This is a genomic window from Asanoa sp. NPDC049573, from assembly GCF_040676615.1.
In the GTDB taxonomy this organism is placed as follows: domain Bacteria; phylum Actinomycetota; class Actinomycetes; order Mycobacteriales; family Micromonosporaceae; genus Asanoa.
The window spans coordinates 39,826-56,060 of record NZ_JBFAPI010000019.1; the positions used below are offsets into that span (position 1 = coordinate 39,826).

Consider the following 16,235-nt stretch of genomic DNA (forward strand, 5'->3'; position numbering starts at 1 on the left):
GACCCGCCGGGCTCGTTCCGGGAACGATGGGCGACGTGGTTCAACTTCCGCATCGCGGCGACCCGGGACCGCAACCGAGCGCGGCACAAGCGCCACCGCAACCGAGCGCGGCACCAGGCGCGCCACCGCACACGAGCGCGGCAGCGGCCGCCACCGCAGCGGACCGCCTAGTTGTCGCACCAGACGATGTCGAGTTCGTTGCCCTCCGGGTCGGCGACCGTGCGCCGGTCCGGTGCGTCCTCGCCGACCACCCGTCCGCCGGCGGCCACCGCCGCCGCGACGTGGGCCTGCGACGCGTCGTGCGGGACGACGAGTTCTATGTGGACGCGGTTGCGATGCCGCCGCCGCTCGGGGTCGGACCCGTCCATCTCCTGGAAGAACAGCACCGGGTTGAGCCGGCGTGGGTCGACGATGTCGGTCACGTCCGGGCGCGGGTCGTGCCCGTAGCCGAGCGCCGACGTCCAGAACGCGCGTACCGCGGCCACGTCGACCGCGTCGATGCCGAACTGGACGAAACGCAGCCGGGTCGGGTCGGCGGCGAGGCCCAGATCGCGGGCCGCCAGCTGGATCCGGCCGGCCAGGTCGACGAAGCCGGGAATTGCCCCGCCAGCCGGGTCTTCCCACAGATCCTTCCCGCCGTCGATCGTCACGCCGTCTGGTCGCAGGTCGACCGACAACGGTAGGCCCGCCTCGTCGGCCAGACCCGCGACGGCCGACGCGAGCTGCGCGGCCCGCCGCGGCGAGCCGGTGGGATAGAACGTCATCGCGCCGAACAGCACCCGCCAGTCGGCGGTCTCCGGCCCGTCGGTGAGTCGGTCGCCCGGGACCAGGTCGACCTCGTTGCCGTCGTGGTCGGCGAGCCGCACTCCGTAGGGACCTGACGGCGCGCCCCCGATCGCGGCCCGGGCCGCGTCGACGGCGTCAGGCGTGCGCACCACATCGACATGGATCCGGTCACGCGGTGCCCGCCGCACGCCGTCACGGAACGACACCATCGGATCCCGCCGCAGCGGATCGCCCAGCCCATCGTCACCGGCACCGACACGGGCACCGACCGGCTCGTAGCCGAGCACCGTCTGCCAGAACGATCCGACCGACGGCCGATCCCCGGCATCGATGACGAGCCGCACGTTCTGCAGCACCGCGGGGTCTGCGGCCAGCCCCAGATCCCGGGCCGCCACCGACATCGATCGGGCCAGCACCGGATCGGCCCGGTTCAGCCGCACCCGCACCCCACCCGGTCGCAGGTCCAGGTCCAGCACCCCGACGCCATCCACCAGCTCGGCGATGCGACCGACCAGCACCGCACCCGCGGTCAACGACGCCGCTTCGAACCAGGCGGCCGGGCCGGTGTCGAGCACACGCCAGTCTCGAACGTTCACCGTGACTCCCTAGGGGCACGAACGATGCCGGGAACCATACAAGCATGTGCCTGTTCAGATGGCGAACAGCAGAGCCGCGCTCACGAGCACCACGACCGCGGTGGCGAAATGGATCCCGAAGGCGACCGCCCTGGTGCCGCCGTTGCGCAGCACGATCAGCGTGTCGCCGAGTGGGACGAGTGCGACGACGAGCATGAACCAGGCCGCGGCATAGGGGCTCACGAACGCGATCAGAGCCAGCCCGAGAATGCCGTAGCTGAGATCGCGCAGCCCTTTGACGGTCAGGTAGGCGCTGGGCCTGGCCGGCACACCGTATCCGGTCGCCGCGGCCTCGGGACGCAGCAGGAATCGGGCGCCGATAAAGGCGACCAGCAGGTCAAGAACGACGGCCAGGGTGTACGCGACGGGGCTGAGCATCAGCGTCTCCAATTCTAGCGTTGCTAGCGAACAGGTCGACGCTAACATAGCGACGCCACGCAAGCTAGCGGTGCTAGCATGGCGGGCATGTCGATACACGCGCGCCGGGAGCGCGAGCGGGCCGAGCGGGAGCGGTTGATCGTGACGGCGGCCCGCGAGCTCGCCGAGGCCGAGGGCTGGGAGGCGGTGACGACGCGACGCCTCGCGGACCGCGTCGAATACAGCCAGCCGGTGCTCTACAGCCACTTCAAGGGCATGGACGCGATCGTCGCGGCGGTGGCGGTGGACGGGTTCGCCGACCTCGCCGCCGAGATGCGGGCCGCCCGCACGTCGACCCGCGGCCCGAAGCGGGCCCTGGCCAACGTCGCCGCCGCCTACGTCGCCTTCGCCGAGCAGCGGCCCGCGCTCTATGACGCGATGTTCAACCAGACGGTGAGCCTGGCGTTCGCCACACCGGAGACGCCTGCGGCACTGCGGGCCGGCTTCGACGAGTTGCGCCAGGTCGTCCGGCCCTTCGCCGCCGACGACAACGAAGACCTGCTGGCGGAGGTGCTGTGGAGCGGCCTGCACGGCCTCGTGTCCCTCACCCGGGGCGGCCGGCTACCACGCGAAAACCACGACCGCCGACTGGCGTTGCTGCTCAGCCGGCTCGCCTGACAGGACCGCCGACGGCGCTGCGTGCCGGCGGGAAGAGAAGGGCAGTCACTGCCGTCGCGGCGCGACCGGCGCGGAGAGGCCGGCGCTGAACAGCCGGTCGTCGACCTCGTGCAGCGACAGCTTCAGCGCGCCCAGCGCCACCGAGTCGGCTCCGAGCGTGGAGGCCCGCACCTCGGGCATCCGCAGACACAACCGCTGCAGTTCGTTGCGCAACGGGTCGAGCACCAGATCCGCCGATCGCGAGAAGCCACCACCGAAGATGACGACCTGCGGGTCCAGCGTCAGCACCAGCGCGGCAGCGCCGACGGCGAGGTCCTTGACATAACGGTTCACCGCCGCCTTGGCCGCTCGGTTGCCGGAGCGGGCCGCGTTGAACACCCACGCCGCGGCGTCATCCGGGCCCACCGTCGACGGGACGCCGGGACAGTTCTGCAAGTGCTCGGGAGCGTTGAGCCAACGAACCTGCTTGAGCGCACCGATCTCCCCCGCCGCGCCACCGAAGCCGCGGCGCAGAACGCCGTCGATGATCAAACCTGCGCCGTTGCGCATGCCAGCCAGCAGATAGACGATGTCGTCGGCGTCGCTCGCCGCGCCCTTCCAGCGCTCGGCCAACGCGGCCAGCTTGCAGTCGTTCTCCACCAGAACCGGGCAGGAGAAACGGACGCCCAGGTGACTGGCCAGGTTGACGCTCTTCCAACCGGGCAACGGCGTGAAGAAGCTCGTCTGCCCCGAGGCGTCGACCGCGCCGGTCACCGCGACCGTCACCGCCCAGATGTCGGACGGCACTTTGCCCGCCGACGCCACGCAGGCGTCGATGACACTGTCGAGTTCGGCGAGCCGGGCCTGCGGACCCGCGTCGGGATCGACGGAGTGGCGCACCGTCTGCACGATGTTGCCGTCGAGATCGGCCAGCAGCGCCAGTATCTTGTGGACGCCCACGTCGACGCCGAGCACGTGGCCGGCGCCGGCGTGGAACTGGTAGCGGCGCGCCGGGCGCCCGACCGCGCTGCTCGCGCCGGGCTCGAGCACCCGGGCCCAACCGTCGGTGACCAGGCCCTGCGCGATGACGTCGACGGCGGGACGGGACAGGCCGGTGCGCTGCGACAACTCGGTGACCGTCGATGGCGGGTGGTCGCGCAGCGCACGCACGATGCTCAGCGAGTTGAGCTCGCGCAGTCGCGACAGGTCCGTCCCGGTTGTTGCCAGCTCTGTCACGCCTGTCCCTTTGACTCCTGCGGTCGTGCCCGCCTAATACGCTTTAATCTTTACAAAATGCGTGGGTAACCGCAAGCCGACGGACCGTCACGAGATCGGGTACGCGCCCGACCCGGGCGTGATCGCGGCGGCGAAGTCCGCCTTGCGCCCGTCGATCGTGTACTCGTAGCGCCCCACCCGGCGGATCTCCGGCCGCGCCGACAGGTAGGCGCGCATGCCGGCGAGCTCCGTCGGAGTGAGCCAGCTCGGCGGGTCCGAGACGGCCCGGAAGCGGCAGACGTCGGCCAGGTCACGCAGCCACCCCAACTGCTGGTCGGTGAGCAGGTTGAGCCGGCTCCGGAAATAGACGACGTCGGGGTCGACCTCGGCCAGCGGCTGGTGCCACAGCCGGTGCACGGCGTTGACCACCGCGTTGCGGGCCATGGCGTCCGACGGGTCGTCGCTCGCGTAGTTCTGCCACATCGGCGCGACGTCGGGCCCGCTGCGCAGCCCGTCCAGGATCCCCAACGACGGCAGCAGCATCGCCCCACTGCCGAGCAGGTAGACGTCGTCGCCGGCGGCCTCGCGGATCAAGGCCAGTGCGGCACGGTACGTCGACTCGCGCTCCGCGTCGTCCGCGCGTACGCCGAGGGCCACCCCGGCATTGATGAAGTCGAGCTTCAGGTATTTGAAGCCCCACTCGTGCACCACCCGCTGGGTCAGCTCGCCGAGGTAGTCCAGTGTGGTCGGTCGGGACAGGTCGAGGGCGTGATAGCCGGTCCCCCAGTTGTGCCCTGCGATGACGGGCTCGCCGCGGGCGTCGCGCAGCAGCAGTGCGGGGTTCTGCTGCGCGGTCTGCGACCCGGGCAGCGCGATGAACGGCGCGAGCCACAGGCCCGGCGTCATGCCCGCGTCGGCGATCCGGTCGGCCAGCGCCTTCATCCCGGACGGGAACTTCTGGTTGGGCTGCCAGTCGCCGACCAGCTGCTCCCATCCGTCGTCGACCTGGACGACATCGAACGGCAGGCCGCGCAGGTCGTCGATGTCGGCCGCGAGCTGCTGTTCGGTGATCGTCTCGTAGTAGGCGTACCAGGAGCACCAGACGTTGCCGGCCCGGCGCGAACGACGGCCGAGCCGGGAGGCCAGCTGACGGGTGTACGCCGCGAACACCTCCTCTTCCGGCCCGAAGGCCAGGAACCAGGGGTGGGCACCGTGCTCGTACCAGCCGGCAAGGGTGTCGAGGTCGGCCGACAGGCGCGGGCTGCCCAGCCCGAGCGCGCCGAGGAGCAGGACGTTGCCGTCGCCGGTGTCCAGCGCGGCGACCGCCGACGAGTGGTGCCGTGCCGGGTCGTCCCAGGCGTCGTCGTCGGCGGTGAGCCGGCGCTGCGGGTTGGCGATCCGCAGCGGTGGCTCGGTCAGCCGCCGCCATCCGCACGGGCTCCAGGAGTTGTGCCCGTGCCGGTAGAACAGGGCATCGCCCAGTCCGTGCAGCAGCGCGACGCGTCCTGGCGGCAGGACCAGGCCGCCGTCGGCTGCTTGCGGGCTGCCGGGGCCGTCGTGTTCGAGGGCGAAGGTGCGGCCGGCCAGCTCGATGAGCAGTGCCATGTTTCTCCTTGGCGGGTGAGGTGCGGGTGCAGGGGGGTGCGGCGGGTCAGAGGCGGCCCGCCGCACCCGGTTCCGGAGGTCGCGCCCTACTTGAACAGCGCGTTGACCTGGTCGTTGGCCTTCTTCAGGGCCGTGGCCGAGTCGGTCTGGCCGAGCACCGCCGACTGGATCGCGTCCTGCACGATCTGGCTGACCTCGCTGCCGTGGTCGGTGATGGGCAGGAAGAACGTGCCGCCCTGCGCGGTTGCCTCGTCGATGAACGGCTGCACGTCGCGGCCCTTGCTCTCGTGCGCGGCGAGCGCCTTCTCGCTGGCCGTCTTGATGGCCGGGAAGACCACGGCGTTGCCGCCGACGATGTCCTGGCAGTCGGCGGAGGCCAGGAACTTGACCCACTTCCAGGCCTCGTCCTTGTGCTCGGTGCCGGCCCAGATCGCGTCAGAGAGGCCGTTGATCGCCGACTTGCGGCCCTGCGGACCGGCCGGCAGCGGCGCGAACGCGAACTTCAGCTTCGCGGTGTCGCCGAGGTAGCTGTTGATCATCCAGGAGCCGGTGATGGTCATGGCGCCCTTGCCGGCGTTGAGCAGCGCGTCGTTGGCCAGCGTCGAGGCCTTGTCGAGCCGCGGGCTGTAGCCCTTCTCGATCAGGCTCTTGTACCAGTCGATGACCTGCGCGAGCCGCGGGTCGTCGTACTTGTACTGGGTGCCCCACGGGTTCTTGTCGAGGTAGGTGAAGCCGAGCATCGCGGCGAAGTTGCCCCAGCCGTTCTGGCCCTGCGAACCGTCCTTGAACTCGGGGAGGAAGCCGAACGTCTTCACCTTGGTCTTGTCGAACGCCGGGTCGAGTCCATTGTGGCCGGCGGTGTCGACGGTGGCCTTGGCGATGACCTGCTCGAAGGTGCCGCCGTCGGTGGGGTTCCAGGTCAGGTCTTTCAGGCTGGCGGCGTCGATGCCCTGCGCCTTGAGGTGGTCGGTGTTGTAGACCACCGCCATGGTGTCCCAGTCCTTCGGCAGCCCGTAGCGCTTGCCGTCCTTGGTGAACAGGTCGGCCAGGCCCGCCTGGTATTGCGAGAGGTCGACCTTGTCGGCGTCGACGAACGGCTGTAGGTCGAGGATCTGACCCGAGGTGACGAACTGCGGGTAGTAGGAGCCCTGGTTGGTCCACACGTCGGGCGCCTGGCCGGCGGCCACCTGGGTGGTCAGGTTCTGCCAGTACTGGTCCCAGGCCGACTGCGTGATCTTCACGGTGATGTTGGGGTTGTCGGCGTGGAACGCGTCGGCGCAGGCCTGGTAGGACGCCTTCTGGTTGTCGTCCCAGAGCCAGTAGTTCAGGGTGACGGCCTCACCACCGGCGTCGTCGCCCGACGACTTGGAGCAGGCGGCGGCGAGCCCGGCCACGACGACCAGCGACAGGAACATGGCGCCGGCACGTGATCTCCGGATCATTTCATCCTCTTCTCTGCGGGTGGGTCACTTGCTTCCGGTGAAGTTCAGCGACTGGACCAGCCGCTTGCCCATGACGACGAGCAGGATCAGGACCGGCAGGACCGACAGCGTGGAAGCCGCCATCAGCCCGGTCCAGTCCGGTGCGGTGTTGGGTGACTGCTGGCGGAACACGCCGAGCGCGACGGTGACGAGCCGGTTCTCTTCGCCGCGACCGACCAGCAGTGGCCAGAGGAAGTCCTTCCAGGCCCACACGATCGTGGTGAGCCCGATGGTGATCAGCGGGCCGCGGCTCATCGGCAGCGCGATGCGCCAGAAGATGCCCCACGGGCCGTTGCCGTCGAGGATCGCCGCCTCCTCCACGTCGCGCGGCAGCGACAGGAAGAACTGGCGGAGGAAGAACACCGCGAACGGCGTCATCAGGATCGTCGGCGCGACCATGCCGCCCATCGTGTTGATCAGACCGAGATCCTTGACCAGGATGAAGTTGGGCAGCAGCGTGAAGATCGGCGGCACCATCAGCGCGGCGATCAGGATCGCGAAGACCGTGTCGCGGCCCGGGAAGCGCAGCCGGGCGAAGGCGTAGCCGGCCATCGCGCAGAACAGCGTCTGGAAGCCGGCGATCAATCCACAGTAGATCGCCGAGTTGAGCAGGTAGCGGGCGAAGTTGATGTGCGCGCCCGAGCCGCCGGCGGCACGCGCCTGCGCCTCCGTGGTCAGGCCGAGCACCCGTGTGAAGTTGATGAACGTCGGGTCGTGCGGTAGCAGGGTGGCGTTGTCGGTGTAGAGGTCGGCGGCCGGGGTCAGCGCGGTGCGGATCATCCACCAGAACGGGAAGACCGTCACCACCAGGAACACGATCATGACCACCCACGCGAATGCCCTGCTGGCACTGAAGTTCTTCCTGCGCATGCGTCAGTCCCCCTACGCCAGGTCCGAGCGGGACGCGCGCAGCAGGCGCATCTGGATCGCGGTGAGCACGCCGAGGATCAGCGCCAGGCAGATCGCCGCAGCCGCGGCATAGCCCATGTGGAAGTACCGGAACGCCTGTTCGTAGATGAAGTAGTAGATGACCCGCGTCGCGTTGACCGGACCGCCGAACGTGGTGACCGCGATGGTGTCGAAGATCTGGAACGACCCGATCAGCGAGACCACCAGCACCAGCGCCAGGACCGGTCGCAGCAGCGGCAGGGTGATCCGGCGGAACATCCGCCACTCGTTGGCGCCGTCGATCGCCGCACTCTCGTAGAGGTACTGCGGCACCTGGAGCATCCCGGCGTAGAGCAGCAGCGCCGTGTAGCCGGTGTAGGCCCACGTGTTGATGGCCGCGATCGACGGCATGGCCCAGGTGTCGTCGGTGAGGAACCCGATCGGGCCGATGTCGAGCGACGTGAGCAGGTGGTTGACGAACCCGAGGTTGGTGTCGAGCAGCCAGGTCCACAACAGGCCGACTGTCACGTTGGGAACCAGCCAGGGCAGCAGCAGCGTGGCCCGCAGCACGGTCGACCGGGTCAGCCGGTGCATCAGCGCCGCGATGCCCAGGGCCAGGATGGTCTGCGATCCGATGTTGAGGATCACGTACCAGACGGTGACCAGCAGCGAATGCCAGAACTCACCGTCGTGCGCCAGCTCGGTGTAGTTGTCGGCGCCCACGAACGAGGGCGTGTTGAGCATCGTGTAGTCCGTGACCGAGTACCAGGCACCGCGCACGGCCGGATAGCCGTAGAAGACGACGAAGCCCACCAGCACCGGCGCCAGGAAGAACCAGGCCGCGCGGCGGTCGTCGCGTCGTTTCGTCACACTCATCGATCGCCTCTGATCTTTGTCCGGCTCGGCTCTTGCCAGCCGACCCGTTCCCGAATAATGATGTAGACCTTCGAAATTTTGTCAACACCTCTTCGTATTACGTCGTTAATGCCGAGGGAGACGACCACCCCATGATCTTGAAAAGAGCGCTCCGCGTCATCGCCCTGCTGACGACGCTCGCGGTCGCCGTGGGCACGCCCGCCGCCGCCGAGCCCCCGAGCGGTCCGCAGTGGACCCCACTGACCTACGCTTCGGCGCCCGCGGACAACCCCCTCAAGGGCTTCATGCCGTACGCCGGCAGCTACCAGACCTTCCCGTACAGCATGGAATGGTTCTATCTGCCGCTGCGTGACGTGATGACCGGCCCGCACCAGTTCCGCTGGGACGCACTGGAGCGCCAGCTCAACGACATCGCGAGCCGCGGGCACCAGGCCGTTTTCCGCTTCTACCTGGACTATCCGGGCAAGCCGAGCGGCGTGCCGCAGTACCTGCTCGACCAGGGCCTGGTCACACACCAGTACGCCGAGAACGGCAACAACGGCGTCAGCGTCTCGCCCGACTACGACGACCCGCGCCTGGTCTCCGCGCTGGACACGTTCATCACCGCCCTCGGCCGGCGCTACGACGGTGACCCGCGAATCGGGTTCATCACGCTCGGCCTGATCGGCTTCTGGGGCGAGTGGCACACCTGGCCCTACGACGGCTATACCCAGCCGGAGAACTGGATGCCAGCCAACGACGTGCTCGTCGACGTCCTCGGCCGTTACGAGCGCGCGTTCGACAAGACCAGGCTGCTGGCCCGCTATCCGAGCCAGGACAACAAGAACCTCGACATCGGCTACCACGACGACTCGTTCGCCTTCGAGACACTGCCGGGCCAGTCCTGGCACTTCGTGCAGCGGATGATCGACGAGGGTACGACCGAGAAGTGGCGCCAGGAGCCCATCGGCGGCGAGCTGCGCCCGGAGATCCAGTCCTGCCTGTGGGACCAGCCGGTCAGCTGCGGCCAGTACCAGGACTTCGCCGAGTCGGTCGCCCAGACGCACGCCTCGTGGCTGATCAACCATGCCGCGTTCGCCGGCGCGGGCTACACCGGTGACAACTACTTCCGGGCGCTGGCGGCGTCGAAGTCGCTGGGTTACGAGCTGACCGTCACCGAGGCCGCGCTCGCCCGCGACTGGGTGTCGGTGCGGGTGGCCAACCGCGGCGCCGCGCCGTTCTACTACGACTGGCGGGCCGAACTCGCCGCCGTCGACAGCCAGGGCCGGATCGTCAAGCGATGGAAGACGCCCTGGGCCATGACCGGCATCCAGCCCGGCCAAGACCCCGCGACGCTGTCGACCCGGATCGACACACACGGCCTGCGCGCCGGCCGCTACGGCATCGTCATGCGCGTGGCCAACCCGCTGCCCAACGGCATCCCGTTGCGGTTCGCCAACACCAGCCAGGACAACCAATCCGGCTGGCTGCACCTCGGCGCCGTCACCATCCGCTGACGGCACCCGCACCTGTTCCTGCCCCCGTCCCGAAGGGAACACGGTTCATGCCATCCATCCGAAAGCTGCTCGCCACCACCGCCGCGGCGTTGGCCCTGGTGCTGGTGTCGAGCTCCGCGGTCGCCGCGCCGGCGGGCCCACCGTCCCGCCCGCCGGCCGGTCCCGGCCCGGACACCAGCCTGGCCACCCACACCTACGCCTACGCCGACGCGCCCGTCGGGCAGCCCCTCAAGGGCTTCGCGCCCTACTACTTCCCCGGCGACAACCTGTCCACGAAATACCCCGGTGGGCTCACCTGGAGCTACTTCGCGCTCAACGAGGTGATGAAAGACCCCAGCAGTTGCTCGGTCTTCGACTGGAGTGTCTTCGAGAAGGCGCTCGACGAGGCCGCCGTCTGGGGGCGCCAGGTCGCCTTCCGGTTCTACCTCGAGTATCCCGGCGGCAGCGGCACCCACCCCGGCAACGGCATCCCGCCCTGCCTCAACGGCAAGATGGCGTTGCGGACCAACGGTTTCTGGGGCACGGTCAGCCCCGACTACGACGACCCCGACGTGGTCGCCGCGCTGGTCAGCTTCATCAACGCGTTCGCCGCGCGCTACGACCACGCCGGCCCCGGCGGCACCGCCGACCCCCGCATCGGCTTCATGACGATGGGCCTGGTCGGGCTCTGGGGCGAGTGGCACACCTGGCCCTACGACCGCGACACGGCCGACGGATATCCGAACCTGATGCCGACCGACACCACCATCCGCACCATCATGGGCGCGTTCGACAGCGCGTTCGACAACATCCAGATCGAGACACGCTATCCGTTGGCCGGCACCGAGAACGCCAACATCGGCTTCCACGACGACTCCTGGCCCTACAAGGAGTGGCGCGGCAACGCCCTCAAGGGCATGACGCTGCCGGTATCGATGGGCGGCTGGGACGACGCGTTCCTCCAGTTGCAGCTCAACACCGGCACCGAGAACCGGTGGGTGACGAACTCGATCGGCGGCGAGGCCCGCCCCGAGATCCAGGGCAGCCTCTACGCCAACTGGCCCGCCGGTGGCGGGCAGGTCGACGACGTGCTGGCCGCGACCGAACTGACCCACATCTCCTGGATGATCAACCAGACCGGCGCCGGCGGCTACAGCGCGACCGACCCGAAGGTCGCCGCGGGTGTCCGGAAGATGGGCTACAACCTGCACATCCCGCAGGCCAACTTCAACAGCACGGCTTCGGGTACGTTCAAGGTCGGCGTCACCATGCAGAACAACGGTGTCGCGCCGTTCTACTACCCGTGGACGACCGTCATCGGCCTGCGCGACGCGTCCGGCGCGATCGTGAAGACCTGGGACACCAACTGGGATCTGCGGCAGGTGCAGCCGCTGAAGATCCGGGCGTTCCCCGACTGGGGTGTCGGCGCCGACCCGACATACCTCGACTTCGGCCGCCCGGTCAACTTCTCCGCGAGCCTCAGCACCGCGGGCGTGCCCGCCGGTTCCTACAGTCTCGTGTTGAAGGTGCGCAACCCGCTGGAGACGGTCACCCCGGCGGTTCTGCGGGCCCGGCCCGCCGCCAGCCGGCTGACCGACTGGATCATCGACCAGTGGCGGCCGGCTCTTCCGCTCTCGTTCGCCAACGCCAACCAGGGCACCGACGGCTGGGTCAACCTCGGAAGCATGAGCACCGGCTCGTGTACGGGCGACTGCGCCGCCCCTTCGGTGCCGTCGGGGCTGGCGGTCACCGGCGTGACCAACACGAGCGTTTCGCTGTCGTGGTCGGCGGCCACCGACAACGTCGGTGTGACGGGCTACCAGGTGTTCCGCGACGGCGTGCTGGCCGGTTCGCCGACCGGGACGACGTTCACCGACACGGGACGTTCGCCCGGACAGACCTATCAATACACCGTGCGGGCGAGGGATGCCGCGGGCAACATCTCCGGAGCGTCGACGGCCGTTCCCGGGACCACGAGCGGGTGTGCGGGTGACTGCACGGCGCCGAGCACGCCGACGTTGTCGTCACCGGGCAAGACCGACACCACGGTCTCGCTGTCCTGGACCGGATCCACCGACAACGTCGGTGTCACCGGATACGAGGTTTTCCGCGGCGGAACATTGGTCGGTTCGCCGACCGGGACATCGTTCACCGACAGCGGGCTGACCGCGTCGACGGCCTACAGCTACACGGTCAAGGCCCGGGACGCGGCCGGGAACCGGTCGGCGGCCAGCAACACGGTCACGGTGACGACGAACGCGGGAACGCCGCCACCGACGGGTCTGGTGCTCGACAACTTCGACGGCACACCGGCGTACCCGTCGTCGGCTCAGAATGATCTCGGCAAATGGACCGGGGCCAACTGCTTCCTCGACGGCGGCGGCTCCGGCGTCGTGACCGGCGGGGCGTTGAGCCTGCGCTACAACAACTGCGGCTGGTTCGGCTCCGACGTCGGCGTCGACCTGTCCGCGTACACCTATCTGGTCGTGCGGGTGAAAGGTCTCGCCGGCGGCGAGCAGAGCCATTTCAACCTCGGGCTCGGCGGCACCACCAAGGTATTCGGCGACTTCACCTTGGACGGTGGCGGCCACCCGGTCATCACCACCGCCTATCAGGACATCCGCATTCCGATGACCGCCAACGGAATCAACCGCAACTCGCCGTCGCAGCTCGCCATGGGCTTCTGGTACGGCGGCAACTCGACCATCACCATCGACCACATCACCTTCCAGTAGGGGAAGGCATCACGATGCTTGCTCGAACCCTGCGGCTGCTCACCGTGACGACGCTGCTCGCCGGCGTCGCCGCGGTGGCGGTCGCCGCACCGGCCCAGGCCGCCACCGTCAGCTACGGCGCCGATCTCGGCACCGCGTTCGCCAATCCGGAACGCGGCTACCACAACCGCTACGAGATCATCAACGATCCGGCGGTCAACGACTATGTCAACGCCGCCACCATTCCCGGCTTCAACCCGGACCTGCTCGACCGGACCTTCGCCCGGGCGAAGACGAACGGCAACACCCTGCTGCACAGCTACGTCCATCTCGACAAATACAAGACCCAGCCGTTGCCGCAGGCGCTGCTCGACAACCTGGCCTCCGGGCTGGCGGCGGTGCGGGCCGCGGGCATGAAGATCGTGCTGCGGCCGGCGTACACCTGGGATGGTTATGTCAGTGTCGACGAGGCGCAGATCCTCGCGCACATCGCGCAACTCGACGCCGTCATCACCGCCAACGCCGACGTGGTGCTACACCTGGAGACCGGATACCTCGGTGCCTGGGGCGAGTGGCACACCGGCGGCCTGACCAACCCGTCGTCGGTCGAGGAGGCACCGGCGCGCTATCGCATCGTCAAGAAGATCGCCGACACCACGCCGGCCAGCATGCCGATCGTGATGCGCTACCCGATCTACATCAAGGAGGTCACCGACCCGACCTCGTGCGTCGTGCCCGGTGGGTGCGACCTGACGCAGGCGCAGGAAGACCGGATCGGCTTCCACAACGACTGTTTCCTGGCCGACTACAACGACATGGGCACCTACGACAACCCGTCCTGGATGGGCTGGTACTACATCGAGCAGAAGAAGCAGTGGATGTACGACCTGGCCACCTCGACCGGGCAGAACAAGATGGTCGGCGGCGAGACGTGTGGCGCCGACGGCTACAACGACGCGGCGTGCGTCAACGCGCAGACCGAGATGCAGAAGCTCAACTTCACCGAGATCAACGAAGACTATGCGGCGGTCAACACCGACAAGTGGAAAGCGGCCAACCTGGCCGCCAGCGGGAACGACCCCGCCGAGACCTGTTTCACCCGGATCAAACGCAAGCTGGGGTATCGGCTCCGGTTGCTGGACGCGACGTTCCCCACCACCGTCGCGCCCGGTAGCAGCCTGGCGTTGACCGCGCACCTCAACAACGACGGCTGGTCGGGCCTGATCAGGTCGCGGCCCGCCTATCTGGTGCTGGACAACGGCACCAACCGCTACAACCTGCCGCTCAGCGGGGTCGACCCGCGCAACTGGCTGGCCGGTGCGAGCACGCTCACCTCGAGCGTCACCGTGCCGGGCGGCGCGGTCGCCGGCACCTACAAGCTGGCGTTGTGGTTGCCGGATCCGGCTTCCGGGTTGCAGAGCCGGCCGGAATACTCCGTGCGGCTGGCCAACACCGGGACGTGGGATGCGACCAAGGGCTACAACGTGCTGTCGACCTCGGTCAGCGTCGGCACCTGCACCGGTGACTGTGCGGCGCCGTCGGTGCCGTCGGGCCTGACGGTCTCGGGTGTGACCAACACGAGCGTCTCGCTGTCGTGGTCGGCATCCACCGACAACGTGGGTGTCACCGGCTACCAGGTGTTCCGCGACGGTGTGTTGGTGGGCTCGCCCACGGCCACGTCGTTCACCGACACGGGGCGGTCGCCGGGGCAGACCTACCAATACACGGTCCGTGCTCGGGACGCCGCGGGCAATGTGTCCGGGCCGTCGTCGGTTGTTTCCGGGACGACCTCGGGATGTTCGGGTGACTGCACGGCGCCGAGCACGCCGACGTTGTCGTCACCGGGCAAGACCGGCACCACGGTCTCGCTGTCCTGGACCGGATCCACCGACAACGTCGGCGTGACCGGCTACGAGGTGTTCCGCGGTGCGACGCTGATCGGATCACCGACCGGCACGTCGTTCACCGATACGGGTCGCACGGCCTCGACCGCCTACAGCTACACGGTCAAGGCCCGGGACGCGGCCGGGAACCGGTCGGCGGCCAGCAACACCGTCACGGTCACCACCGACGCGACGGCCCCACCGCCGACGGGTCTCGTGCTCGACAACTTCGACGGCACACCGGCGTACCCGTCGTCGTCTCAGAATGATCTCGGCAAATGGACCGGGGCCAACTGCTTCCTCGACGGCGGCGGCTCCGGCGTCGTGACCGGCGGGGCGTTGAGCCTGCGCTACAACAACTGCGGCTGGTTCGGCTCCGACGTCGGCGTCGACCTGTCCGCGTACACCTATCTGGTCGTGCGGGTGAAAGGTCTCGCCGGCGGCGAGCAGAGCCATTTCAACCTCGGGCTCGGCGGCAGCACCAAGGTATTCGGCGACTTCACCTTGGACGGCGGCGCGCATCCCGTCATCACCACCAGCTATCAGGACATCCGCATCCCGATGACCGCCAACGGAATCAACCGCAACTCGCCGTCACAGCTCGCCATGGGCTTCTGGTACGGCGGCAACTCGACCATCACCATCGACCACATCACCTTCCAGTAACCGGCACGGCGCTGCCCGCGTGTTTTCAAGGAGTTCTGTGTGAGAACCATCGTCTTCCTCGGCGCGGGCAGCGTCGTGTTCGCCCGCGAGTTGCTCACCGACCTGCTCGGATATCCCGAGTTGGCCGGTGTGCGGATCGTGCTGCATGACATCGACCCCGCACGTCTTGCGACAGCGTCGGCGCACGGCGACCTGCTGCCGGCTAGCCTGCGAGCATGATCGATCTGCTTGTGGTCGGGGACGCGAACCCCGACGTGGTGCTCGCCGGCGTACCGTCGTCGCTGGGTTACGGGCAGCGCGAACAGCTCGTCTCCGCGGGCGAGCTGACCCTCGGCGGCTCGGCCGCGATCACGGCCTGCGGGGCCGCGCGGCTCGGGCTGCGGACGGCCTTCGTCGGCCGGGTCGGCGACGACGCCGCCGGCCGGTTCTGCCTGGACGCGCTGCGCGCGCGGGGCGTCGACGTCACGGGTTGTGTCGTCGACCCGGTTGCGGCAACGGCGTTGACCGTGGTGCTGACCGCCGACGGCGGTGACCGGGCGATCCTCACCGCACCAGGTTGCCTGCCGCTCCTCGGCGTCGACGACGTAGACCCGGCGCTGGTCGCGTCGGCGCGGCATGTCCACGTCAGCTCCTATTTCCTGCAGCCCCGGCTCGCGGCCGGCCTGCCTTCGTGGTTCGCCTCCGTGCGGGCCGCCGGCGGGACGACGTCGCTGGACACCAACGACGATCCGTCAGGCCGTTGGGCCGGCGGCGTCGTGGCCGCCCTGGCGCAGACGGACATCTTCCTGCCGAATGAGGCGGAGGCGCTGGCGTTGGCACGTTCGCTGCGCGGTTCTGGCCACGACGCGGCGGCGCCTTCACTGGCCGGTCCCGGCGACGACGTGGCGGCAGCTCCAGGTTGGTCGGCCGGTTCTGCCGACAAAGCGGTGGCGGCCGCGCGTGCGCTGGCCCGTTCCGGCGACGACGCGGTTGCGGCGCCTTCGCTGGCCCGTTCCGG

General features: G+C 68.8%; 13 protein-coding genes. 6 read left to right on the forward strand and 7 right to left on the reverse strand.

Going from position 1 to position 16,235, the window contains the following annotated elements:
* Positions 1-167: 167 nt before the first annotated feature.
* The gene (locus tag AB0J74_RS31705) at positions 168-1,382 is read right to left on the reverse strand and encodes a VOC family protein (protein WP_363454507.1); all 1,215 of its coding nucleotides are present in this window, start codon (positions 1,380-1,382) and stop codon (positions 168-170) included.
* Positions 1,383-1,436: 54 nt separating this feature from the next.
* On the reverse strand, positions 1,437-1,799 hold the full coding sequence (locus AB0J74_RS31710) for a DUF4267 domain-containing protein (RefSeq protein WP_363454509.1): 363 nt from the start codon (positions 1,797-1,799) through the stop codon (positions 1,437-1,439).
* A gap of 87 nt (positions 1,800-1,886) precedes the next feature.
* On the opposite strand from AB0J74_RS31710, the gene AB0J74_RS31715 reads away from it, so the two are divergent.
* Positions 1,887-2,456 carry a TetR/AcrR family transcriptional regulator gene (locus AB0J74_RS31715; RefSeq protein WP_363454511.1) on the forward strand — a complete coding sequence of 190 codons (570 nt, stop codon included), beginning with the start codon at positions 1,887-1,889 and terminating at the stop codon, positions 2,454-2,456.
* A 45-nt stretch (positions 2,457-2,501) separates the two neighbouring features.
* Here the strand turns inward: AB0J74_RS31715 and AB0J74_RS31720 are convergent, their stop codons facing one another.
* The 5 genes from AB0J74_RS31720 to AB0J74_RS31740 all read right to left on the reverse strand — a co-directional run bounded on the left by AB0J74_RS31720 (position 2,502) and on the right by AB0J74_RS31740 (position 8,500).
* Positions 2,502-3,671: an ROK family transcriptional regulator gene (locus AB0J74_RS31720; RefSeq protein WP_363454513.1), complete on the reverse strand. Its 1,170-nt coding sequence runs from the start codon at positions 3,669-3,671 to the stop codon at positions 2,502-2,504.
* A gap of 87 nt (positions 3,672-3,758) precedes the next feature.
* Positions 3,759-5,255, reverse strand: coding sequence for an alpha-galactosidase (locus AB0J74_RS31725; protein ID WP_363454515.1), 1,497 nt, complete (start codon positions 5,253-5,255; stop codon positions 3,759-3,761).
* Positions 5,256-5,341: 86 nt separating this feature from the next.
* On the reverse strand, positions 5,342-6,697 hold the full coding sequence (locus AB0J74_RS31730; protein WP_363454517.1) for a sugar ABC transporter substrate-binding protein: 1,356 nt from the start codon (positions 6,695-6,697) through the stop codon (positions 5,342-5,344).
* Positions 6,698-6,721: 24 nt separating this feature from the next.
* On the reverse strand, positions 6,722-7,606 hold the full coding sequence (locus AB0J74_RS31735; RefSeq protein WP_363454519.1) for a carbohydrate ABC transporter permease: 885 nt from the start codon (positions 7,604-7,606) through the stop codon (positions 6,722-6,724).
* Positions 7,607-7,618: 12 nt separating this feature from the next.
* The gene (locus tag AB0J74_RS31740; protein WP_363454521.1) at positions 7,619-8,500 is read right to left on the reverse strand and encodes a sugar ABC transporter permease; all 882 of its coding nucleotides are present in this window, start codon (positions 8,498-8,500) and stop codon (positions 7,619-7,621) included.
* Between the two features lie 131 nt (positions 8,501-8,631).
* Between AB0J74_RS31740 and AB0J74_RS31745 the strand changes: the two genes are divergently transcribed.
* From AB0J74_RS31745 to AB0J74_RS31765, 5 genes are all read left to right on the forward strand, one after another.
* Positions 8,632-9,996 carry a DUF4832 domain-containing protein gene (locus AB0J74_RS31745; RefSeq protein ID WP_363454523.1) on the forward strand — a complete coding sequence of 455 codons (1,365 nt, stop codon included), beginning with the start codon at positions 8,632-8,634 and terminating at the stop codon, positions 9,994-9,996.
* Between the two features lie 47 nt (positions 9,997-10,043).
* Positions 10,044-12,710: a DUF4832 domain-containing protein gene (locus tag AB0J74_RS31750; protein WP_363454525.1), complete on the forward strand. Its 2,667-nt coding sequence runs from the start codon at positions 10,044-10,046 to the stop codon at positions 12,708-12,710.
* 14 nt (positions 12,711-12,724) lie between these two features.
* Positions 12,725-15,238, forward strand: coding sequence for a DUF4832 domain-containing protein (locus tag AB0J74_RS31755; protein WP_363454527.1), 2,514 nt, complete (start codon positions 12,725-12,727; stop codon positions 15,236-15,238).
* 39 nt (positions 15,239-15,277) lie between these two features.
* Positions 15,278-15,457, forward strand: a complete 180-nt coding sequence (locus AB0J74_RS31760; protein WP_363454529.1) for a hypothetical protein — start codon at positions 15,278-15,280, stop codon at positions 15,455-15,457.
* The coding region (locus tag AB0J74_RS31765) for a carbohydrate kinase family protein (RefSeq protein ID WP_363454531.1) at positions 15,454-16,235 on the forward strand (782 nt) is incomplete at its 3' end. The genes AB0J74_RS31760 and AB0J74_RS31765, both read left to right, overlap by 4 nt.

What these genes read in the sequence shown, in the direction of transcription:
- AB0J74_RS31710 (WP_363454509.1), bottom strand. Translation starts at nt 1,799, where the DNA reads ATGCTCAGCCCCGTCGCGTACACCCTGGCCGTCGTTCTTGACCTGCTG.
- AB0J74_RS31725 (WP_363454515.1), bottom strand. Translation starts at nt 5,255, where the DNA reads ATGGCACTGCTCATCGAGCTGGCCGGCCGCACCTTCGCCCTCGAACAC.
- AB0J74_RS31740 (WP_363454521.1), bottom strand. Translation starts at nt 8,500, where the DNA reads ATGAGTGTGACGAAACGACGCGACGACCGCCGCGCGGCCTGGTTCTTC.
- AB0J74_RS31730 (WP_363454517.1), bottom strand. Translation starts at nt 6,697, where the DNA reads ATGATCCGGAGATCACGTGCCGGCGCCATGTTCCTGTCGCTGGTCGTC.
- AB0J74_RS31745 (WP_363454523.1), top strand. Translation starts at nt 8,632, where the DNA reads ATGATCTTGAAAAGAGCGCTCCGCGTCATCGCCCTGCTGACGACGCTC.
- AB0J74_RS31755 (WP_363454527.1), top strand. Translation starts at nt 12,725, where the DNA reads ATGCTTGCTCGAACCCTGCGGCTGCTCACCGTGACGACGCTGCTCGCC.
- AB0J74_RS31750 (WP_363454525.1), top strand. Translation starts at nt 10,044, where the DNA reads ATGCCATCCATCCGAAAGCTGCTCGCCACCACCGCCGCGGCGTTGGCC.
- AB0J74_RS31735 (WP_363454519.1), bottom strand. Translation starts at nt 7,606, where the DNA reads ATGCGCAGGAAGAACTTCAGTGCCAGCAGGGCATTCGCGTGGGTGGTC.
- AB0J74_RS31715 (WP_363454511.1), top strand. Translation starts at nt 1,887, where the DNA reads ATGTCGATACACGCGCGCCGGGAGCGCGAGCGGGCCGAGCGGGAGCGG.